General features: G+C 39.6%; 21 protein-coding genes. 11 read left to right on the forward strand and 10 right to left on the reverse strand.

The genetic code is table 11. The features are described 5' to 3' along the window. Positions 1-31 precede the first annotated feature (31 nt). From PMAN_RS11805 to arcA, 3 genes are all read left to right on the forward strand, one after another. A complete protein-coding gene (locus tag PMAN_RS11805; RefSeq protein WP_010556530.1) occupies positions 32-1057 on the forward strand; it encodes a methyltransferase in 1026 nt (341 codons plus the stop codon). A gap of 147 nt (positions 1058-1204) precedes the next feature. Next, positions 1205-2809, forward strand: coding sequence for a sensor histidine kinase (locus PMAN_RS11810; protein ID WP_010556531.1), 1605 nt, complete (start codon positions 1205-1207; stop codon positions 2807-2809). A gap of 452 nt (positions 2810-3261) precedes the next feature. Then, positions 3262-3978 carry a two-component system response regulator ArcA gene (arcA, locus tag PMAN_RS11815; RefSeq protein ID WP_006794331.1) on the forward strand — a complete coding sequence of 239 codons (717 nt, stop codon included), beginning with the start codon at positions 3262-3264 and terminating at the stop codon, positions 3976-3978. 7 nt (positions 3979-3985) lie between these two features. Here the strand turns inward: arcA and arcB are convergent, their stop codons facing one another. Beyond that, on the reverse strand, positions 3986-6304 hold the full coding sequence (gene arcB / locus PMAN_RS11820) for an aerobic respiration two-component sensor histidine kinase ArcB (protein WP_010556532.1): 2319 nt from the start codon (positions 6302-6304) through the stop codon (positions 3986-3988). A gap of 214 nt (positions 6305-6518) precedes the next feature. Here arcB and folE2 point away from each other — a divergent pair, with 214 nt between their 5' ends. The 4 genes from folE2 to PMAN_RS11840 all read left to right on the forward strand — a co-directional run bounded on the left by folE2 (position 6519) and on the right by PMAN_RS11840 (position 9905). Continuing rightward, positions 6519-7439 carry a GTP cyclohydrolase FolE2 gene (gene folE2 / locus PMAN_RS11825; RefSeq protein WP_010556533.1) on the forward strand — a complete coding sequence of 307 codons (921 nt, stop codon included), beginning with the start codon at positions 6519-6521 and terminating at the stop codon, positions 7437-7439. A gap of 106 nt (positions 7440-7545) precedes the next feature. Continuing rightward, positions 7546-8139 (forward strand): DUF2726 domain-containing protein, encoded by a 594-nt coding sequence (locus tag PMAN_RS11830; RefSeq protein ID WP_006794335.1) that lies wholly within the window; start codon positions 7546-7548, stop codon positions 8137-8139. A 113-nt stretch (positions 8140-8252) separates the two neighbouring features. Next, positions 8253-8960, forward strand: coding sequence for a 5'-methylthioadenosine/S-adenosylhomocysteine nucleosidase (gene mtnN / locus PMAN_RS11835; protein WP_010556534.1), 708 nt, complete (start codon positions 8253-8255; stop codon positions 8958-8960). After that, positions 8961-9905, forward strand: coding sequence for a cobalamin biosynthesis protein CobD/CbiB (locus PMAN_RS11840; protein WP_010556535.1), 945 nt, complete (start codon positions 8961-8963; stop codon positions 9903-9905). 67 nt (positions 9906-9972) lie between these two features. Here the strand turns inward: PMAN_RS11840 and tyrS are convergent, their stop codons facing one another. Then, positions 9973-11172: a tyrosine--tRNA ligase gene (gene tyrS / locus PMAN_RS11845; RefSeq protein WP_006794338.1), complete on the reverse strand. Its 1200-nt coding sequence runs from the start codon at positions 11170-11172 to the stop codon at positions 9973-9975. A gap of 323 nt (positions 11173-11495) precedes the next feature. Here tyrS and PMAN_RS11850 point away from each other — a divergent pair, with 323 nt between their 5' ends. Next, on the forward strand, positions 11496-12809 hold the full coding sequence (locus tag PMAN_RS11850) for a peptidoglycan DD-metalloendopeptidase family protein (RefSeq protein ID WP_010556536.1): 1314 nt from the start codon (positions 11496-11498) through the stop codon (positions 12807-12809). 148 nt (positions 12810-12957) lie between these two features. Here the strand turns inward: PMAN_RS11850 and PMAN_RS11855 are convergent, their stop codons facing one another. The 5 genes from PMAN_RS11855 to PMAN_RS11875 form a co-directional block, all read right to left on the reverse strand. Beyond that, on the reverse strand, positions 12958-13134 hold the full coding sequence (locus tag PMAN_RS11855; RefSeq protein WP_010556537.1) for a hypothetical protein: 177 nt from the start codon (positions 13132-13134) through the stop codon (positions 12958-12960). A gap of 12 nt (positions 13135-13146) precedes the next feature. Next, positions 13147-14118 (reverse strand): aldo/keto reductase, encoded by a 972-nt coding sequence (locus PMAN_RS11860; RefSeq protein WP_006794341.1) that lies wholly within the window; start codon positions 14116-14118, stop codon positions 13147-13149. A gap of 139 nt (positions 14119-14257) precedes the next feature. Beyond that, positions 14258-15388, reverse strand: a complete 1131-nt coding sequence (locus PMAN_RS11865; protein WP_010556538.1) for a sodium ion-translocating decarboxylase subunit beta — start codon at positions 15386-15388, stop codon at positions 14258-14260. A 13-nt stretch (positions 15389-15401) separates the two neighbouring features. After that, a complete protein-coding gene (gene oadA / locus PMAN_RS11870) occupies positions 15402-17183 on the reverse strand; it encodes a sodium-extruding oxaloacetate decarboxylase subunit alpha (protein WP_008129399.1) in 1782 nt (593 codons plus the stop codon). A gap of 11 nt (positions 17184-17194) precedes the next feature. Continuing rightward, the gene (locus tag PMAN_RS11875) at positions 17195-17440 is read right to left on the reverse strand and encodes an OadG family protein (protein WP_006794344.1); all 246 of its coding nucleotides are present in this window, start codon (positions 17438-17440) and stop codon (positions 17195-17197) included. A gap of 512 nt (positions 17441-17952) precedes the next feature. Between PMAN_RS11875 and PMAN_RS11880 the strand changes: the two genes are divergently transcribed. The 3 genes from PMAN_RS11880 to PMAN_RS11890 all read left to right on the forward strand — a co-directional run bounded on the left by PMAN_RS11880 (position 17953) and on the right by PMAN_RS11890 (position 18967). Next, positions 17953-18126, forward strand: coding sequence for a DUF1328 family protein (locus tag PMAN_RS11880; RefSeq protein ID WP_006794345.1), 174 nt, complete (start codon positions 17953-17955; stop codon positions 18124-18126). Between the two features lie 51 nt (positions 18127-18177). Continuing rightward, entirely contained in the window at positions 18178-18369 is a 192-nt protein-coding gene (locus PMAN_RS11885) for a hypothetical protein (RefSeq protein ID WP_006794346.1), read from the forward strand. 130 nt (positions 18370-18499) lie between these two features. Further along, positions 18500-18967: a YcxB family protein gene (locus tag PMAN_RS11890; RefSeq protein WP_010556539.1), complete on the forward strand. Its 468-nt coding sequence runs from the start codon at positions 18500-18502 to the stop codon at positions 18965-18967. 51 nt (positions 18968-19018) lie between these two features. On the opposite strand, the gene csrA is transcribed toward PMAN_RS11890, so the two are convergent. From csrA to alaS, 3 genes are all read right to left on the reverse strand, one after another. Continuing rightward, a complete protein-coding gene (gene csrA, locus PMAN_RS11895) occupies positions 19019-19210 on the reverse strand; it encodes a carbon storage regulator CsrA (RefSeq protein WP_004587515.1) in 192 nt (63 codons plus the stop codon). Positions 19211-19301: 91 nt separating this feature from the next. Next, the gene (locus tag PMAN_RS11900) at positions 19302-20519 is read right to left on the reverse strand and encodes an aspartate kinase (protein WP_006794348.1); all 1218 of its coding nucleotides are present in this window, start codon (positions 20517-20519) and stop codon (positions 19302-19304) included. A gap of 6 nt (positions 20520-20525) precedes the next feature. Continuing rightward, positions 20526-23126, reverse strand: a complete 2601-nt coding sequence (alaS, locus tag PMAN_RS11905; RefSeq protein WP_008129392.1) for an alanine--tRNA ligase — start codon at positions 23124-23126, stop codon at positions 20526-20528. Positions 23127-23142 lie beyond the last annotated feature (16 nt).

Below are 23142 nucleotides of genomic sequence, written 5' to 3' on the forward strand. Positions count from 1 at the left end.
TAATTTAACACTTAGTAAGGCAAAGCCATTTATGAGCGTATTAACCAACCCAAGTTTACTGTTACTTCGAAATAGCGAGGCATTAACGGGTAAATCTATATTGGTGGTCAACTTTGTTCAAGATGGCTTTTTAGCTGAGCTTAAAACGCTGAATCCAAATAGCAAAATTACAGCGTTTAGCTATAACCATGCTAATGGTGAATTTGCTAAAAACACTCATGGCGTTGATGTGAGCGTTAACCACACCATTACCGGTAGCGACTATGACTTAGTTATTCTTTATTACCCTAAGTCAAAACCAGAATTGCTAATGGCGCTTGATAATATACGCGCGGTAATAACAAGCGATGCCGAGTTATTAGTGGTTGGCGAAAATAAGAGTGGTGTTAAATCGATTGAAAAACAATTAGCAGGCAAAGCTCAATATAGTAATAAGATTGATTCGGCTAAACACTGCGTACTTTACTCATTTTCTCAAATTGAGCTTAATGCGCAATTTGATATTAGCCATTACCATAAAACATTTACCGTTAGTATTGCCGATACATCATTTTCAGCTATCAGCGTACCTGGCGTGTTTAACCATGGCTGTTTAGACGCTGGTACCAAAATGCTACTCGAAAATGCCCCTTCAACCAAACAAGGTAAAGTACTCGACTTTGGTTGCGGTGCTGGCTTAATTGCGACCTTTCTGGGTTTAAAAAATACAGCTCTTGAATTTGTATGTAGTGACGTAAGCGCACTTGCAACCTATGCAACAACTCAAACTTTAAAGTTAAACGGGGTAACTGGTGAGGCAATTCTCAGTGATGGCCTTAAAAATATTAGTGGTAAGTTTGATTTAATAGTGAGCAACCCGCCGTTTCACACAGGAATTGCAACAGACTACAGCGTTGCTGAAACGTTTTTAGCTAACGCAAAACAACATTTAACTAAAAACGGAAAACTAACCATTGTGGCAAACAGCTTTTTAAAATATCCGCCAATTTTAGAAACACAATTTGAAACTTATCAAACTGTTTTCAAAAACAATAAATTTGCCGTTTATAGTAGCTAAATTTTTTATATTTTAAGTTGAGCATTCTGCGTGCTCAACTTAGCAATAAAATATTTCCTATTATTTTTATTTTTTTGCACCACAGTGTTTCTTCTTTGCTAGACTAATAAAATAATAAAACTCAATGACTCAGGCGACACTCAAATAATGCCTAGAAAAGTTCATCAAAGCAGTATTCGTAAAGCACTCATAAATCTAATAATGCTTATAACTGCTATTTGCTTGTCATTATCGATTTCTATATCAACTTATTTAAGTGTTAAAGAACAAAAACAATTAATAGTGAGTAAGCTCGTTATTTTGGCGGAAATAGTTGCTTTTGACGCTGGAAAATCAGTTTTTGAAGATGACAGAAAAACAGAAGAGAAACGCCTTAAATACTTTGAAAAAACTCCTTTAGTTAAAAACATACATGTATATTCTATTGAGCAAGCATCTCAAAAACCTGTTTTTTTTATAAGTTTTAATGCAAAAAAAACGCCACCAGTCCCCCTTCGAACCGACAGCATTGAAGAACTAAAAACACCACGTATAACCCACGAAGATATCGAACTAATAAAGCCAATTTTTCATAATGAAAAGGTTGTTGGTCATGTATACATGCGTGGAAGTCTTGAAAGCTTAGACGATTATATAAAACAAAAAATAGTTGTAGATATCTTACTGACTTTACTAATACTTGTTGTTGTGTATTTTATCGCAATAAATGTTCAAAAAAGAATAGCTCGACCGATAGAGCGGCTTAGCATGCTATTACAAGACGTATCAAAAAATCATAACTACGATGTACGCGCACCAGTAACCGACGTAAAAGAAATATCAGCGCTTTCTAACAGTTTAAATATCATGCTTACACGCACCCAAAAACAATTGACTCGCCATGAAAAAGACAAAGAAGAAATTAAACAGCTTAACCAAGGGCTAGAAGAAAAAGTAAACCAACGAACCATAGCCCTTCGAGAGGCAAATCAGGAGTTATTATCAACCCTTGAGCGTATGCATCAGTATCAAACGCAGATTGTTGAAAATGAAAAAATGGCATCGCTTGGTCAAATGGTTGCCGGTGTTGCACATGAAGTTAACACACCAATAGGCCTTGGTATTACAAGCTCTACTTTGCTGCGCGATAAGTTAGCCGATTTACAAATTAGCTTTGATGATAAAAAACTGACTTCAAATCAATTAAAACGCTTTATTGACGACGGTATTGAAAACCTAGATTTGATTTACCGTAACTTAAACCGTGCAGCCGACTTAATTTCAACCTTTAAAAAGGTAGCGGTTATTCAAGATGATGACGTAACTACATACATTAATATTCATAAGTTAATAACAGATGTTTTGACATCAATAAGCTCAGAGCTTGAAGAGAAAAAACCGGTTATAAACATAAATTGTGCAACCGATTTAACCGTAGAAAGCAAGTCAGAACCATTACAACAAGTACTTATACAACTAATAACAAACTCACTACTACACGGGTTCGTTGGTAATGAAAATAATGAAATACAATTTGATGTAGAGTTAACAGGAAAAAAACTCACTATTATTTACAGCGATAACGGCCAAGGCGTAGATAAAAAAATTAAACACAGAATATTCGACCCATTTGTAACCTCAAAAAGAGGACAAGGGGCAAGTGGCTTAGGCATGCACTTAGTTTACAATTTAGTAACCCAAGCTTTAGGCGGCCATATATTAATTGATTTAGAAAAAAAACGCGGTGCGCGATTCATCATAACCATCCCTTAAAAGTGAAGTAACCAAACACATATATTTACTTGTATTCCTTGAATTACTACTTATTGACCCTATTTATGCTTCATGTGGTAAACAAGTGTAATAGTTATCGTTTATATAGCGCAATTTTTTGAACTTTATTACTTTTGCGATATCACATACATTGATGAAAGATTAGATAGTGATATAATTTAACTTTGAATTAGTCTGATTATTTAACAGCTTTGCGTAGTCAGCCGGTCCATAAATTATCAAAGTAAATGAACTTCATACGTGTATTGATCGATTTAACAGTAGTTTTTGCACGGGCTTTTTGAGCAAACTTTGAACTCTTACTGTTTTATTTTTATCCAACTTGTTTTTTCTTGTTAACAATTGGATATAATCCTATAATCTCTAGTAGTCGGATTTATACTAAATACCGATTTTTTGTAAATAAAATATTCCAAAAAGGTTAATTAATAATGCAAACGCCAGTCATTCTAATCGTAGAGGATGAAGACGTAACTCGACTAAACCTCGTTAGTTTATTTGAAGCTGAAGGTTACAAAGTTATTGAAGCCATTGATGGCGATGACATGCATGACAAGCTTACAAATAACGACGACGTTAATCTCGTAGTTATGGATATCAATCTTCCAGGCAAAAACGGCCTTATATTAGCCCGTGAATTACGCCAAAAACGCAAAGTAGGCCTTATCTTCTTAACAGGTCGTGATAACGATGTTGATCGTATTTTAGGGCTTGAAATTGGCGCTGATGATTACATTACTAAACCATTTAACCCTCGTGAATTGACTATTAGAGCGCGTAACCTTATTACACGTACTGGCCTAAGCGATGATGAATCAGCACTTGAAACTAATGGTGTTATTACATTTAACGGTTGGGAATTAGACGAAAATAGCCGCTGTTTAACATCTCCTAATGGCGATGCTAAGCGCTTGCCTAAAGGTGAGTACAGAGCACTGAGATTAATGCTTGATTCTCCAGGTCGTATTTTTAGCCGTGAACAACTAATTAAACATATGACAGGCCGTGAGCTACGTGCAAACGACCGTACTGTTGATGTAACTATTCGCCGTATTCGTAAGCATTTTGAAAGCGATAATTCTACATCAGAGCTTATCAGCACCATTCATGGTGAAGGCTACCGCTTTATTGGTAAAATCGACAGCTAATTAGCGTTTATTCTAATTGCTGTAGAAATAAATGAAGGGCACGTTGTCCTTCATTTATTTTATCTGCCAACACCAGCAGCCACTCCTCAAGCACTTCATCACTCTCATCTATCGCGCCATATTCCATTACTTTTGCATGCAGTTGAACATCGTTCAAACCAACAGAACCTGCGGCACCTTTAAGCTTATGCGCAACCGATTTATACTCTTCCCTGTTGCCTGTATTTAATGATGTAAGCAATTCTTGTTGATATTGCGGATTTAGCTTTTCAAACAACTGACTGCTGCGCCTAAACACAACTAACCCCATAGAATTAACAAAGTCTTCTATTGTTTCAATATCTAGCAAATGCGCATCAATACTTTTAAGTGCTTCGTCGGTTACTTTTAGCTGTGGCTCGTTGCATTGAGCTTGCTTAATATCAAATAAGTCAGCGAGCATTTTATCAAGCTTTACTGTATTAATAGGTTTAGCTAAAGCGCCTTGAATAGAAATACCTTCAAGTTCTTCTTCTGCACTTCTCACATTAGCGGTTAGTGCAACAATAGGCAGGTTATCAAAGTGGCTATCAGCACGGATTTGCCTTGCAACTTCATCGCCATTTATATCGGGTAGCTGCATATCAAGTAATACTAAATCTAGGTCGTCTTCGGTATCAACAAACGAAAGTGCATCTTCGCCCGTTTCAGCCCATAGCACTTCATGTCCGCGTTGCTCCAATAAATTAGTGGCTATTTCGGCGTTAAGTGGTACGTCTTCAACGAGTAAAATATAAAGCTCTCGGCCAACATAGCTTTGCTCTGTAGGCGCAATACATAAGCTCAGCGGTATTTGCACTGTAAAGCAACTGCCCTCACCCTCTGTACTGTTTACTGTAATACTGCCTTTCATAGCCGTGACTAGCGCTTTAGTTACCGCAAGACCAATACCTGAACCTATTGCATTAGTGCCTTGTAAATCAGGTGCTTTATAGTACATATCAAAAATACGAGAAAGCTGCTCTTGTGGAATACCTTGCCCTGTATCTGAGATTTTAATAACTAACCATGGGCCTTCAGGGCGATTTTCACGGCTACATTCAAGTGTGACTTTGCCATGCTGGGTAAATTTCACTGCATTGTTTATCAGGTTCCAAACCACTTGGCGTAAACGAGTAGGATCAAGCAGTGCATATATATCAAGCATGCCATTTCGCTCAATATCAAACTCAAGCCCTTTTTGCTCAGTTATTAGCCCTGCAAAATTCACAACATCGTTTATAAAATCAGATACATTAATAGAGTTGGCGGCAATATCGAGCTGCTCTCTGTCTATTTTATCTAAATCTATGATGTCGTTAAAAATATTACCGAGCGTTTCAGCACTTGAAAAAACCGTGTTACACCAACTGCGTTGCTGCTTGTTTAGATCGGTATCGAGCAACATACGTGTTAAGCCCACAATGCCGTTAAGCGGGGTACGCAACTCATGGCTTAATGTGGCTATAAATTTCCCTTTATCTTTATATGCGGTTTCAAGCGCCTCAGCCGCTTCTTTACGGCTCGTAATATCACGCCCAAAACCAAGTAAACCTATGTAGTCGCCTTCATCGTTTATAAAGGGAAGTTTTCGTAGCTCAAACCAGCGCGTTGCACCATCAACTTCATAACCTACATCGATGGTGAGTGCTTTGTGAGTTTGCTCTACCTCTTTATCTGTGCGCAATACTTCAGATAAAAAGTCGTTTGGGAATATTTGTTCAACCGTTTTACCTATAAGCTCACTGCTTGATTTACCCATTACTTCTTCAAACATTTTATTGCAGCCAGCAAATACCCCATTGTTATCGCGGTAATAAAATAGATCGGGGGATGAATCAACAATTGAGCGTTGCAACATGCTTTGCTGAGCAAGCTCTTGCTGTGTTTTTTTACGCTCGGCAATTTCTCTACGCAGTTCTTCAATGGCGCGATGCTTAGCATGAAAAGCCATTTTACGTTCATCTATTTCAATATTAAGCCGACTAATATTATCTTTAAGTGTTTGGTTTAATAGTTTTTCTTGTTTAGTTGCGCTATCTAAGTAGGCGTAGGAAGCATCTAACTGACGAATTGAATTAATAAGTACGCTTATAATTAAAGGTGACACAACAGCTGAAAAAAATACCACGGCCAAAATATCTACAAGAAACAATTCGCCTATAGCTACGTAGTAAAACATGCTCGATAAAATAAGAGATGCCGCTAAAAATAAAGCGTAACAAATGGCAGCTGTTTTTAACTCACCAAATCGCGCTATTGAACTTGAAAGCACCCGAACCCAAGGGCTCAAAGAATAATCGGTCATACGTAGTTTTATCTCTTTGCTGTTTGCTTAAATATAAGAAAGGCAATGCTATTTACAGATTTTAGCATTTTTCTATTCGCTATTTTCATGTTGTGCGACAAAAACAGAAAATATTCATACGCAATTTTAGCGGGCAGTAAAGTCCTCGTTTCAGCCATTGATTATTTCGTGTAAAATAATGCGCCTTATCATTGCCAATAACGAGTAACATAGCATGCAAACCAATATGCCCGATATAGCTGACACCGCTCCTGCATTACAAACAGGTAAATTAGACTGGGTTGGCATGGGTGAAATTGAACTGCCATTTATTTTTGAATCGCGTGATTTAAGCCCTGTTACTGTTAATGCCAAAGCCCGCGCATTTGTTAACTTGCACAAAGAAGACGCCAAAGGCATTCATATGTCGCGCTTATTTTTAGCGCTTGATTTACTCTCAACAGAGCAACAAGTAAATCCTCAAACAATTAGCCAAGCACTAAATACGTTTATATCTAGCCATGAAGGGTTGAGTAATAAGGCACAGATTGAGTTTAAGTTTGAGCTACCACTTCGCCGTAAGTCTCTATTGAGTGGCAAAGCTGGCTGGAAAAGCTATCCAATCACACTTACAAGTACAATTGAAGATAATATCATTAGTTACGAGCTAACCGTTGATGTTACCTATTCATCAACTTGCCCTTGCTCGGCGGCTCTTGCACGCCAGCTAATACAAAATGCATTTAGCGAAAAATTTAACCAAGACACGCTCAACCAAAAAGAGGTACTTGAGTGGCTTGGCACAACACAAGGCATTGTGGCGACCCCTCACTCGCAGCGCTCAATTGCTAACGTAAAAGTTAAACTCAATAGCAACATTAATGAGTTTGATGTAGTTAACTTAATAAATACCCTTGAAGGCGAGCTCAAGACGCCAGTGCAAGCGGCAGTAAAGCGTGAAGATGAACAAGAATTTGCCCGTTTAAATGGGCAAAATTTAATGTTCTGCGAAGATGCCGCGCGTAAAATTAAAGCAATATTAGAAACAGACGGTTACGCAGATTACTGGCTACAAATAAACCATTACGAATCGCTTCACGCCCACGACGCTGTGGCGGTTGCTGTTAAAGGTATTAATGGCGGGTATAAGGCATAAAACACCTGCGTTAACTTAAATCTCCATTCGGTAAATCACATACAATATTTGGGCACGGTACTTGCTTTAACAAAACAGTGTCAATTTGTTGTTATGGAGTTACCGTATGGAATTCGCTTTATTGTCGATTTTAGTATTAGTGGTAGGTGCATCAATTGCCGCGTCAAAATTTAGTGACGACGGTGGTAATCCTTATCCTTTTAAACGTAAACAAAGTGTATTTACGCAAGTAGAAAGCGCCTTTTTAAACCTGTTAGAACGCGCTATTGGCGATCAATATAAAATAGTGAGTCGAGTTAAGCTTATTGATGTGATCGACTGTAAAGAAGGTTTATCACCTAAATCAAAACGTGCCGCTATTGCTAAAGCCAAAAATAAGCAGCTTGATTTTGTGTTAATCGACAAAGAAAAAATGACCATCGTAGCAGCTGTTGATTTAGTAAATAACGCAAATAAAGATGGCCACAAAGCCCAGCGCGACTGGTTTGTAAATGGCGCCTTAGAAGCTGCAGGCATTCCACACATTCGCATGAAGGTAAAAGCGGGCTATCGCCCATCAGAAGTACGCGATGCCATTATGTTCAAACTGGGTAAACCAGCACCAACAGCACAGCGCCCATTACGTAACCGAGTTCACAAACCTGCTGTTTTATCTCCCTCACAAGCTAAAGCCCATTCAACAGCATTAGCCGAAATATAATTATCAGGTGACTAAATTTGCATTAAAGCGAGCATTTTAAATGTCTCGCTTTTTTGTTTTTTATTGCTAACTTCACGTATAATCAAGCTATTCAAACTCAGGAATCAAACACTATGAATGTTGGTATTATTGGCGCAATGGAGCCAGAAGTTAAAATTTTGCGTGAAGCAATGCAAAACCCAGCTACTTTAACTAAAGCAGGTTTTACATTTTACACTGGTGAATTAGCGGGCTGCACAGTAACTCTTGTTCAATCAGGTATTGGTAAAGTAGCATCAAGCATTGCAACTACATTACTTATTGATAATTTTAAGCCTGATTGCGTAATTAACACCGGCTCTGCTGGCGGTTTTGATCCATCATTAAGTGTTGGCGATGTCGTTATATCGTCAGAAGTTCGTCACCACGATGTTGACGTAACTGCATTTGGTTACGAAATTGGCCAAGTACCACAAATGCCTGCAGGTTTTGCTGCACACCCTAAATTAGTTGAAGCAGCCGAGCAAACTATTGCACAAATTAGCGAAGTTAAAACGTTAGTTGGCCTTATTTGTACTGGCGATACCTTTATGTGTGATCCTGTTCGTATTGATAAAGCCCGCAGCGACTTTCCTTCAATGCTTGCTGTAGAAATGGAAGGTGCGTCTATCGCGCAAACCTGTCATACGCTTGAAACTCCTTTCGTTGTTATTCGTTCAATGTCTGATATTGCTGGCAAAGAATCGCCACAGTCGTTTGAAGAATACTTAGAAACAGCATCAATCAACTCATCTAAAATGGTTGTTGCTCTACTTGAAAAGCTAACAGCTGTAACACTGTAAATGCTTAGCAATATTGTTCAAAACCATTTGGACTTTATTGTATTTATAATAGCGCTCCTTGCTGAGCGCTTTTTACCACTTGTTAGTTGGTACCACCCGAATACCGTTTTAGTGGCCGTATTTAGCGCCATGGGCAAACGTATTTATAATAAACAAAATACAAACAGCTACCACTATTTAGCAGCCATACTTGCAAGCGTGCTGGTGCTCAGTGTTATTTTACTAATTGTTACCTTGCTACTTGAATTTGCATTTTACCCAGAGCTACTTGCGGGCCTTATTTTATACCTTTGCCTTGAAAGCCAAAGCCTCAATAAAAAAGCCCTTCGTATTGCAAAGCTCACTAAACAAAACCAAAAGTCAGCCGCACGCGAGCTATTAAAACCACTGCTTGCTCGTGAAGTCAGCAAGCTTTCAACCACAGGCATTATTAAAGCCCTCATTGAAAGCTTAATACTTCGTACTGCTCGTTATTACTTTGTGGTTATATTTGTTTTTTTACTTTTAGGGCCAGTTGCAGCACTTGGTTACCGACTACTTACCTTGATGCAGCAAGCATGGCGTGGTGATATTTCACCAAACAGCGAATTTTTAAGACCATTAAAGCTTGTTTTATTTGTTATTGAGTATATCCCGGTGCGTTTACTTACACTCACAATTGCTGCGAGTAAGGCCACAAAGCAAAGTGTTCACTACATAAAACACTATGGCCAACACTTCTATCAAACAAATACAGGCTGGTTACTCAGTGCATGCTCTGCATCACTTGGCGTGCAACTAGGTGGACCCGCTATGTACTTTAATAAGCGGCATAACAAAATGCGGGTTGGTACTGATAGGTTACCTAACGCTGACGATGTACCAGCGGTTTTAAATCGGCTTAATCAGGCGCGCGCCTTTTGGGTACTCGTTATTGTGTGTATTGAAATTCTAAAAAGCATTTGAGCTTTACTTAGTAAAAATTGAGTATAAAAAAACCAGCCTAAGCTGGTTTTTTTTATTACCCACACACTTAAGCTACGGTAATGTTTGCAAACTTACGTTTACCTACTTGATAAATAGCGGTTGTGCCTTTTGCTATTTCTAGTTTGGTATCAGTGATTTTTTCTTCACCGTTCAGTTTAACTGCACCTTGTTTTATCATGCGCATAGCTTCTGATGTGCTTGCAACTAAATTAGCTTCTTTTAATAAGTTAGCGATTAAAATAGTGTCTTCTGCAATGGTTACTGTCAGCTCAGGAATTTCATCTGGCAGCGCTTTTTTCTGAAAGCGTTGAATAAAATCGTTGTGCGCAGCTTGTGCATCTTCTTCACTATGAAAACGTGCAATTAGCTCTTTAGCAAGTTCAATTTTGATATCGCGCGGGTTAGTCCCCTGCTCTACACGTTCTTTTTGTGCTGCTATTTGCTCAATCGAAAGACCACTTAGTAAATCGTAGTAGCGCCACATTAATACATCACTAATCGACATAACTTTACCAAACATGTCATTTGGTGCATCAGTAATACCAATATAGTTACCTAAAGATTTAGACATTTTTTGAACGCCGTCAGTACCTTCAAGTAATGGCATCATTAAAACAGTTTGTGGCTTTTGGCCCTCAACTTTTTGAAGCTCACGACCCATTAGTAAATTAAAGCGCTGATCGGTACCACCCAGTTCTACGTCAGATTCTAATGCAACCGAATCCCAACCTTGCACTAACGGGTATAAAAATTCATGTATTGCAATTGGCTGCCCGCCATTGTAACGCTTTTTAAAGTCATCACGTTCAAGCATACGCGCAACTGTTTGGTTTGCAGCTAATTTAATCATGCCTGCAGCACCCAGCTTTTCCATCCACGTTGAATTAAAAGCAACGGTTGTTTTTGCCGGATCTAGAATTTTGAAAACTTGTTCTTTATACGTTTCGGCATTGGCAAGAACATCTTCGCGGGTAAGCGGTTTACGCGTCACATTTTTACCGGTTGGATCACCAATCATTCCTGTAAAATCACCAATTAAGAAAATAACTTCATGACCTAAGTCTTGAAAAGTTTTCATTTTATTAATTAGTACTGTGTGCCCTAAGTGTAAATCTGGCGCTGTTGGATCGAAACCCGCTTTGATTTTTAACTTTTTGCCCGACTTTAGTTTTTCAACTAACTCGTCTTCAATTAATATTTCTTCTGCACCGCGTTTTATCTCTGCAAGAGCGGTTTGTAAATCCACAGTCTATTACTCCAAAATTCTGCCAACAAAGAGGGCTACTAGTTGTTTTGTATAACCTTAGTTTAACAAGGGCTAAATCAAACTTATATGTGCAACTAACATAACAAATTTCTACCTAATTAAAACAACTTTTTAAGTGATTAATGCAACTAAATAAAATGCGCACAGTCTGAGATAAATTAAGCGCTAAAAAGGCATATAAAGCCCGATTTTAGCGTAATTCAGCGCGATTTAAAATCTACAAAGCACTGGTATTCGCACAATATTAGGTATATCCTGCAATATTATGTATTTATTATCTTGACAGCAGAAAAAGGCACGTTATGGTTCACGTGGTTAATACCCTCCCCAAAAAACACAAATTGCTTATCTTATGTTTGGTTTCTGCTATTGCCGCTTTAACGTTTCTTCCATCTGAGAAAGCAACAGCGTCCAAAGACAACAATGCAAATGCATTAGAGATTGGCAAACGCTACGAGCTCCAAGTTAAAGTCGATGACAACGAAAAACTTACCGAGTTAAACTCAGAGCAAGCAGCAGAAAAGCTTCCAGAGTATGATTTAGTCGACCACAAAGTAAAAACGGGTGACAACTTAGCAATTATATTTAAACGCGCGGGCTTTTCAGCGCAAACGCTTCATAAACTAATCAACACAAACGCAGAAACCCGCAAGCTAACTAAAATTCACCCAGGCGAAGTACTGAGCTTTGCAACAGGTAAAGACGGCGCACTTGAACAATTGCGTTACGTTATTTCTAAAACAGATACGCTGTATGTAACCTTAGACGACGAAGGTAACTACAATACAGCGATAGATAGTAAAGAAATAGAAACCCTGACCAAAACAGCTGGCGGCGAAATTTCTAGCAACTTTTGGACTTCTGCAATTGCAGCGGGTTTAAGCGAACGCCAAATTATGAACTTTGCTGACATTTTTGGCTGGGATGTGGATTTTGCTAACGACATTCGTAAAAACGATCAATTTGGCTTAATTTACGAGTCTCACTATGTTGAAGGCGAATTTATAGGTACTGGTAAAATTATAGCGGCTGAGTTCATTAACCAAGGACAGCGCTTTACAGCAATTAGACATACTGATGGAAACTTCTACACCCCAGAAGGCCGCAGTATGAAAAAAGCATTTTTACGTGCCCCCGTTAATTTTAAGTATATTAGCTCGAGTTTTAATCCACGTCGCTTACACCCAGTTACTGGGCAAGTAAAAGCACATCGTGGTATTGATTACGCTGCACGAACTGGTACCCCCGTTGTTGCATCGGGTAATGGTAAGGTTGTTAAGGCAGGTTACAGCAAGTACAACGGCAACTATGTATTTATTAGCCATGGCACACAGTATGTCACTAAGTATTTACACCTTAATAAAAAGCTTGTTAGAACAGGTCAAAAGGTTAAACAGGGTGATAAAATTGGTACTGTAGGTGCTACAGGTCGCGTAACTGGCGCGCATCTACATTATGAGTTTTTGGTTAACGGTGTTCACCGTAATCCTAAAACAGTTAAATTACCAAAGTCAGAGCCTTTACCACGCTCTGAGCTTGCTAAGTTTAAACCTATTGCTGATAACTTTATTGCTCAGTTAGAGCGTAACCGCGAGTTACAACTGGCACTTAAGTAATCAGGCTATCACTGTATTAAAAAGCCCTTGCAGGTTTAACCTGCAAGGGCTTTTTTGTGCTTTTTGTTTATTAACGATAGTTAGCTCACACAGGGTGCTCTATATTAAAGGCTTCTAATCTTAATTTTCCTGCAATAGCGATACATGCCTAATTCATTAACACATAAATAAGCTGAATAACTAAAGAACCCATCACTAATGGCCAAATATACTTGCTGTATTTTGTTGCCCCTTCCAGCCCCATTTTGCTTTGATATTTTTCAAGTAATGGGATCAGTAATGCCAATGCTACAAATAAACAAACTAAAATAATAATTACATTCATTAGAAAGCCTTTTTATGGTACTTCGCAGCCTTTAGCGCTTTCGTATAAGGCATACCAATGCTCTCGGCTTAAATGAACATTTATAGCCTCACACGATGCCTTAATACGCTTAGCATTAGTAGTGCCAATAATGGGTTGAATCGACGCTGGGTGGCGCAGTAGCCATGCAAGTACAATAGCCTCTGCAGAGGTACCATAAATTGCAGCAAGTTTATTTACTAAAATACTTGTGTTGATATCGGCTTGCGACGCATTTGATAAATCACCGCCGGTATACAAACCTTGGCACAAGCTCCCCCAACTTTGTATTTGAATGTCAAAGCTGCGGCAATATTCAATATTACCAGGCGTAAAGTTAATGTCTTTCCCGTCGCTATTGCCAGCATACAAGCCTTCATCTATAAATTGATGCTTTTGTAAGCTGGCCTCTATTTGGTTAGCTACAATAGGCATATCAAGAGCATGCTGCAAAAAGTTCATTTGGTGTTGCTGCATGTTTGATACGGCAAAATGTTTTACTTTGCCACTTTCTTTTAAACAGCTAAATACACGTGCAACTTCATCAACTTCCATCAAAGGATCTGGGCGATGTAACATGAGTACATCAAGGTATTGCGTATTTAATCGCTTAAGTGAGTTTTCTACAGACTGTTCAATCCAATCGGCTGAAAAGTCATATCGCTTAGGCCCTTTTTCATCAGCAAACTTTATACCGCATTTAGACTGAATGTATATGTGCTCTCTAAGCTCTGGTCGCTCACTGAGTGCTTGACCAAAGACCTGCTCTGCTTTGCCAAAAGTGTATATATCTGCGTGATCAAAAAAATTAATACCGCCTTCAATAGCGTTATCAATGCACTCGTGGGTTTGTTTAAGGTGCGTGCTGGTAATCGGGTCTTTATTCCAACCGCCTCCCAACCCCATACATCCAAATACAAGTTTACTAACATTAGGTAAGTAGTGAGCTAATGGAGTGTGAAGCATAATGACTATCCTTAAAATTGCGAAGAGCCACCACTTTAAACAAAAACCTCAAAACAAGAAACCATTAACGAACAGAAGTTTCGGACAAAAAAAAGCGCAGTAAACTGCGCTCAATGGTTGGTTGAAATCTAAAATCAATTTAGCCAACAAGTGCCAACAAAATACCTGCAGCAACAGCACTGCCTAAAACGCCCGCCACATTAGGGCCCATTGCGTGCATAAGTAAAAAGTTATGTGGGTTATTTTCAAGCCCTACTTTATTAACTACACGCGCAGCCATAGGAACGGCTGACACACCAGCGGCACCAATTAACGGGTTGATAGGTGTTTTAGATATTTTATTTAAGCCTTTAGCCATAAACACACCTGATGCTGTACCAATACCAAAAGCAAGCGCACCCAGCACTAAAATACCAATAGTCTCTACTGTCAAAAAGTCATCTGCAGCGAGCTTAGAGCCAACCGCCAATCCTAAAAATATAGTTGTTATATTGATAATTTCGTTTTGCGCACTGTTACTTAAGCGGTCTACAACACCCGACTCACGCATTAAGTTACCCAAACAGAACATACCTACTAGCGGTATTGCCGCTGGTAAAAACATGGCTGTTGCAGTAAGCACCATAAGTGGGAAAATAATTTTTTCCTTTTTAGATACTTTACGTAGCTCAGGCATTTTAATTTGGCGCTCTTCTGGTGTTGTGAGTGCACGCATAATAGGAGGCTGAATAATTGGAACTAGCGCCATGTATGAATAAGCAGCTACCGCAATGGCACCTAATAAATCAGGCGCTAATTTTGAGGCTAAAAATATTGCCGTTGGGCCGTCAGCGCCACCAATAATAGCAATAGCCGATGCATCTTGAAGAGTAAACTCAAAACCCGGAATAAAGTTAAGTAAAATTGCGCCAAATAAGGTCGCAAAAATACCAAACTGAGCCGCAGCTCCCAGCAATAACATACGAGGGTTTGCTATTAACGCACTAAAGTCAGTTAGTGCACCAACCCCCATAAATATTAATAGTGGAAAAATACCGGTATCTATACCCACATAGTAAACTGAGTACAAAAGCCCACCAGGGTCTGATAGTCCAGCAACCGGAATATTAGTTAATATCGCGCCAAAACCAATTGGTAATAAAAGCAGTGGCTCAAAGTTTTTAGATATCGCTAAAAACAATAACAAACAGCCTACTGCAATCATTATCAAGCCAGGAAACGTAAAGTTAGCAAGGCCAGTAGCCTGCCAAAGGTTTAAAAGACCTTCCATTTACATTTACTCCTTAAGCCAGCGCAATAATTGCGTCGCCCGTGGTCACTGAGTCACCCTCAGACACAAGCACTTCAGCAATGGTACCAGTATGCATTGCGCGAACCTCAGTCTCCATTTTCATGGCTTCCATAATCACAACAACATCACCTTCGTTTACAACTTGGCCGGCTTTTACTTTTATTTTAAAAATATTACCTGCTAAAGGTGCATTTAACGTTTCACCCGAAGCCACTGAAGCAGATTGAGGTAAGTGCTCAGAATCTTTTAACGTTACCTCTTTAAGCTCACCGCCTTGCGCTACGACAACGTCGTAAACCTTACCGTCTACCTTAACGCTATATTGCTCAGCCTTAACATTGTTACCTTTGGCTGACACCTTAGCTGGTGACTTACTTGAATTATCTTCTACGCTAGGGACTGGTTCGAACGCATCTGGGTTGTTACGGTTTTTGATAAACTTCAAACCAACCTGCGGGAACAGTGCATAAGTAAGTACGTCGTCAATTTTATCATCAGCGAGTGTTAAACCTTGTTCTTGCGCTTCTTTTAATAGCTCAGCTTCAAGCGTTTCAAGCTCAGGCGCAATATTGTCAGCTGGGCGACACGTAATAACGTCGCTACCATCAAGTACTCGCTCTTGTAGCTCTTTGTTCATTGGAGCTGGAGTTAAACCGTACTCACCTTTTAATACACCTGCGGTTTCTTTTGTGATTGTTTTGTAACGCTCACCGGTTAGTACGTTAAGCACAGCCTGCGTACCCACAATTTGCGACGTTGGCGTAACAAGTGGAATAAAGCCTAAATCTTCGCGTACACGCGGTATTTCAAGTAACACTTCGTTAAGCTTATCGGCTGCACCTTGCTCTTTAAGCTGGTTTTCCATGTTAGTTAACATGCCACCAGGTACTTGAGCCAATAAGATTCGTCCATCAACCCCTTTAAGGCTACCTTCGAATGCAGCGTATTTTTTACGTACATCTCTAAAGTAAGCAGCAATTTCTTCAAGTTGGTTTAAATCGAGTTCGGTATCGCGTGCGGTGCCTTCAACAATCGCTACAATTGTTTCTGTTGCTGAATGACCGTAGGTCATACTCATAGATGAAATAGCGGTATCAAGCATATCAATACCGGCATCAATAGCTTTTTGATATGTAGCGGTGCTTAAACCTGTTGTAGCATGGCACTGCATAGCGATTGGAATAGACACCGTTTCTTTAAGCGCTTTTATAAGCTCTTCTGCATCGTACGGTTTTAATAAACCCGCCATATCTTTAATACAAATTGAATGACAGCCAAGCTCTTCTAGTTGCTTAGCTAAAGTTAGCCACATATCAAGTGTATGAACAGGGCTTACCGTGTACGAAATAGTACCTTGAGCATGAGCACCTACTTTTACAGCCGCTTTAATCGCAGTTTCTAAGTTACGCACATCATTCATTGCATCAAAAATACGGAACACGTCAACGCCATTTTTATGAGCTCGCTCTACAAACTTTTCAACCACATCATCAGCATAATGGCGGTAGCCTAATAAGTTTTGACCGCGTAATAGCATTTGCTGTTTAGTGTTTGGCATCGCTTTTTTTAGCGCACGAATACGTTCCCATGGATCTTCACCTAAATAGCGAATACACGAATCAAATGTTGCTCCGCCCCACGACTCAATTGACCAATAACCTGCATCATCTAGTTTGCTGGCAATCGGTAGCATGTCGTCTAAACGCATACGAGTGGCAAGTAATGACTGATGAGCGTCACGTAGAACCAATTCTGTTAATTTTAATTTAGCCATGTGTGAGCCCCTTATTTGTTATTTGATTTGTACTGAGCAATGGCAGCACTAATAGCAGCGATATGCTCATTTGGCACACCTTGAGATTTAAATGATGGTGATTTAACTGGAGCCGCAACGTCAGCAGGGCTAAAACGCGCCACCAAGTTAGACATAATTGTAACTGCGCCAATTAATATTGAAAGAAAGACAAACACCCCAACCATTCCTGTTAGCATTAAGCTACCAGCAGTTGCAAGTACAGCACCTATATCCATTCTTCTCCCCTTGAAACCCATATCGAAAAATAAAAAATCGATTTAGTTAAATATTTATTCACTAGATAATAACAAAACAAATACCTTTGTCTAGCCATTGTAAATTGGTAAAACCAATTAAAATAAAAATAACATATAACCAAATTTATTAACCACAGTAAAAACCCTTACTCATCAACACCCCATAATACACAGAAAAAATACTCACTATATCTATAAGCTATAGGTAAAGTTTAAACAAAGCCTATTATTGCGTACTCTACTAAGCCTACTGTGACTCATAAAATGTAGAGAAAATAAAATTTGTTAATTGGTCTTACCAAGCATAGCTTTTCGGTGGCGATATATTTTTGTGTGTGAATAAGTTACACAACCCAACGTAAAAGTTACCAATCAAGCAAACTCAAAAACACAAAGAAAAAACGTAAACAACTGATATTAAACAAAAATACATCATGGCACGCAACTAGCATTAACTATTGTGTACAAATTTGATAACCAAGGAGAAAACAATGTTACGCTGGACAATCACATTTTTAGTTATTGCTTTAATCGCTGCAGTGTTAGGTTTTGGTGGCATCGCGGGTGCCGCAGCTGGTATAGCAAAAATTATATTCTTTATTTTTATAGTACTTTTAGTTATTTCGTTAGTTTCAGGTGCGCTGCGTGGTAAATCGCCCAGGTAGGCATATACTCAACTAACACTACAATTTTATTTATTTACAAGGAATTACATTATGAACTCTACAACTTTAAAAGCAGCACTAATTGGTCTTTTCGCAAGTTTTTTCATCATGGGTTGCCAAGATAACAACGCAGAAGAAGCAGGTGAACGTATTGATGAAGTAGTAACAGATGTACAAAACTCTGTTGAAGATACGTGTGAGGAAGTAAAAGAAGGCGTAAACGCTGAAGAAACTAACTGTTAATAGTTAATATATTAAAAAAACGGCCTCCAGGCCGTTTTTTTGTGCCCGAAATAAATGCACGCATTATAATGCTGCTCATTTATAAGCGAACTTGCTAAAATATACAAAACGATTTTTAAAGCAAGGCACTATGTCATTTTCAACAACCTACACACTTGATAAACCCTACTTTTATGAATGCTTTGACGAGTCACTTCCTTACAGTAAACGCGCTCAGCCTAAGTATTTTTTACTGGTACTGTTAGTTTCGCTTGGTTTATTTAGCATTTACGGTTTAGCTGATCATTATTTAGGAACATTTTTGATCATGGTTGCTGTACTCGAATGCGTTGCTTTTTATTATCGCAGGCCATGGTGGGTAACCAGACAAATGTTTAGCAGAGCATCAGGCTCAGAGGTTACGCTCACTTTTGATGATGAAGGCATTAAATCGGCAAACCATTACAAAAGCTACCAGCTCGCTTGGCAAGACATCACTGAAGTAATCGAAACACCACAGGGCTTATTGATAAAAAATAAAAACAACATGCAATATATCTCTAAGCAAATACTCACAGATGAAATGCTCGACTTTATAAACAAAAAAGCCACTCAATGAGTGGCTTTTTGGCTTAGCTAAATAAATTATTTAGTTAAGTATACGTGTTGATTAAGCATTGCCCGGATTAGGGTTAGACTTTTCAGCTTGTATACGCATGTAAATCTCTTCACGATGCACTGAAACGTCTTTTGGTGCATTTACACCAATTCGAACTTGATTTCCTTTAACTCCTAAAACGGTCACTGTTACTTCGTCACCGATCATAAGGGTTTCACCTACTCTGCGAGTTAGTATTAGCATTCTCTTGCTCCCATGTTCCAATAAAAATTATAAGATTCCGCTTATCCATATTAATGAAAAATAGACTAAAAAGTAAGTAAAAACTCACTATCTATCTACTTTCCGTTAAAAATACTTTATGTAATGCACGAACAGCCAGTTCGAGGTACTTTTCATCTATTAAAACTGAAATTTTAATCTCTGATGTAGACACTAAAACTACATTAATATTTTCATTTGCTAAGGCATCAAAAAATAAACTAGCAACACCCCAGTGCGATTTCATTCCCATACCAACAGCAGATACTTTTGCAATGGTTGTTAGCCCGATTATATTTTCAGCACCTAAAGACACCTTTTGCTCGGTTAGTAACTCAAGTGCTTGCGGGTAGTCGTTCGAGTGCACAGTAAAAGCATAGTCTATTTTTTCAAAGATATGATTAACTTGATTAATCATATCTATTTCGATGCCGTTATCAGCAAAAAGTTTCAATATTTTTACAAGATTTTGAGTGCCGCTTTGCACACCCTGTACCTTAATTAAGCACTCATCAGCATTAAATGCAATACCCGAAACAACTTTACTTGGCATATCGTCTTCCTCAAACGTAATCAATGTTCCTTCATCGGGGTTAAAGCTCGAAAGCACCCTTAATGGAACATTGTGTTTACCTGCCGCCTCAACAGAACGAATATGCAATACTTTAGCACCTAAGCTTGCTAACTCTAGCATTTCAGCAAAGGTCACTTGGCTCATTCTTCGTGCGTTAGGTTCAACCCGAGGATCTGTAGTATATACGCCGTCAACATCAGTATAGATCTGACATTCATCAGCTTTTATAGCCGCCGCTATTTCTACAGCCGACGTATCAGTACCGCCTCTGCCAAGGGTTGTTATATTGCCTTCAACATCACGCCCCTGAAATCCGGCAATAATAGCAATACGGTTATGCTCAAGTTCATGCTTTAAACGTGTAGCTGCAATGTCTGTAATGCGGGCTTTACCGAACATATTATCGGTTTGAATATTAACTTGATCAGCTAATAGGCTAACGGCTGAATGGCCGCGTTTGATAATAGCCATAGCCAATAACGAAACCGATACTTGCTCGCCGGTACTAATTAGTACGTCGAGCTCGCGGTTACTAGGACGGGAATCTATTTGTTTGGCAAGGTTAATTAAGCGGTTGGTTTCTCCCGACATAGCCGAGAGCACTACAACCACTTGATGACCTTGTTGCCTAGTTTTAACAACAAGGTCGGCGACCGCTTCTATTCGCTCTATTGAGCCAACCGACGTGCCGCCATACTTCTGTACAATTAACGCCACTTAGGCTTAAGTACGCTCAGTTAACCAAGCAGTAACGCTATCAAGTGCAGCAGCAAGGTTTTGTGGCTCAGAACCACCTGCTTGTGCCATGTCAGGGCGACCACCACCTTTACCGCCTACTTGAGAAGCCATGTGGTTTACAAGCTCACCGGCTTTTACTTTGCCAGTTAAGTCTTTAGTCACGCCCGCAATTAGACTTACTTTGTCACCGCTGGCAACACCGAGGGCAATAACACCTGAGCCAATCTTGTTTTTAAGGTCGTCAACCATACCACGAAGCGCTTTAGACTCAGTGCCTTCAACATTTGCAACCAATAGCTTAACGCCATTAATTTCTACAATCGAATCAAGTAACGATGCACCTGCAGCGCTCGCTAACTTATCGTTAAGCTGAGCAATTTGCTTTTCAAGACCTTTAGACTTCTCAAGAAGCGCAGTTACTTTTTCAAGTACTGATGCGCTATCGCCTTTCACAAGCGCTGCTACATCGCTAAGCTGTTGCTCTTGCTCACTTACATAAGCAACCGCATCTGCGCCAGTTACTGCTTCTATACGGCGAACACCTGCAGCAATACCGCTTTCAGATACTATTTTGAATAAGCCAATATCGCCCGCACGTTCAACGTGTGTACCACCACAAAGCTCAATTGAGTAATCACCAATGGTTACTACGCGTACTTCGTCGTCGTATTTTTCGCCAAACAGCGCCATTGCACCTTTCGCTTTAGCATCATCAATAGCCATAAGCTCAGTATTAAGTGCAAAGTTACGGCGAATTTCGTCGTTAACTACACGCTCAATGTCACGTAGTTCGTCTTTAGTTACCGCTTCAAAGTGCGAGAAATCAAATCGTAAACGATCCGCTTGAACTAACGAGCCTTTTTGACTTACATGCTCACCTAATAACTGACGTAATGCTTCGTGTAAAATATGTGTAGCTGTGTGGTTTTTCTTGATGTTCTCACGACGAGCATCATCAATAGTGGCATCCACTTTATCGTTAACACCAATACGGCCTTGTACTGTACCGTGGTGCGCAAATGCATTACCTAGTTTAGTAGTGTTAGTCACATTAAACTCGCCACCAGCCACTGTAATTGTACCGGTATCACCCGTTTGGCCACCAGATTCTGCGTAAAACGGTGTGCGATCTAGTATTACAATGCCTTCTTGGCCATCTTCTAATAACTGTACGGCCTCACCACCGGCAAACACTTCAACCACTGTCGCGCTGTAATGCGTGCTGTCGTAGCCTTTAAAGTCAGTGTGTTTATCTGATTTTAACTGCTCGTTGTAATCGGCACCAAATTTACCAGCTTGCTGCGCAGTTTTTCGCTGTACAGCCATGCATTCTTCAAAGCCTTTATGATCAATGGTCATTTGGCGCTCACGCGCAACATCGGCGGTTAAATCGGCAGGGAAACCATACGTATCGTAAAGTTTAAATACTAAATCGCCTGGGATCACATCGCCCTTAAGGTCGCTTAAGCTTTCTTCTAAAATAGCTAAGCCACGCTCAAGTGTTTTACCAAATTGCTCTTCTTCAATACGCAGTACTTTTTCGATAATTTCTTGTTGCTTAGCAAGCTCTGGGTACGCTTGACCCATTTGCTCAATAAGTGCAGCAACTAATTTAAAGAAAAACGCGCCTTGTGCGCCAAGCTTATTACCATGGCGTACCGCACGGCGAATAATACGACGAAGTACGTAACCACGGCCTTCGTTAGATGGCATAACACCGTCGGAGATTAAAAACGCACATGAGCGAATATGATCCGCTACAACGCGAAGCGACTTATCGTCCATATCTTGCGCGTTAGTGACACTCGCCGCCGCTGCAATTAAGCCTTGGAATAAGTCGATTTCGTAGTTTGAATGCACGCCCTGCAAAATAGCAGAAATACGCTCAAGGCCCATGCCCGTATCAACAGATTGCTTAGGTAATGGCAGCATAGTACCGTCGCTTTGACGGTTGTACTGCATAAATACGAGGTTCCAAATTTCGATAAAACGGTCGCCGTCTTCCTCTGGAGAGCCCGGAGGACCACCCCAAATATGCTCACCGTGATCGTAAAATATTTCAGAACACGGACCACATGGGCCTGTATCACCCATAGACCAAAAGTTATCTGAGGTAGCAATACGAATAATGCGATCTTCACTTAAGCCAATATCTTTTGACCAGTACTCAAACGCTTCTTCATCATCGTGGTAAATAGTAACAAGCAGTTTTTCTTGAGGTAATTTAACAACCTCAGTTAGAAACTCCCACGCAAACTTAATTGCTTCTTGCTTAAAGTAGTCACCAAAACTGAAGTTACCTAACATTTCAAAAAATGTGTGATGGCGCGCCGTGTAACCCACGTTTTCTAAATCGTTATGTTTACCACCGGCACGAACACAACGCTGCGAGCTTGTTGCACGTGTATATGGGCGAGATTCTGCGCCTAAAAATACATCTTTGAATTGCACCATACCGGCATTGTTAAACAATAACGTGGCATCGTTACCCGGTATAAGCGAGCTTGAAGGAACAACTTGGTGTTGTTTGCTGGCAAAAAAGTCTAAAAACTGTTGCCTAATTTGTGCGGTAGTCATGTGCTGCATGTGAAAATCTCACCTG

Origin of the sequence: Pseudoalteromonas marina (assembly GCF_000238335.3) — a bacterium.
In the GTDB taxonomy this organism is placed as follows: Bacteria; Pseudomonadota; Gammaproteobacteria; order Enterobacterales; family Alteromonadaceae; genus Pseudoalteromonas; species Pseudoalteromonas marina.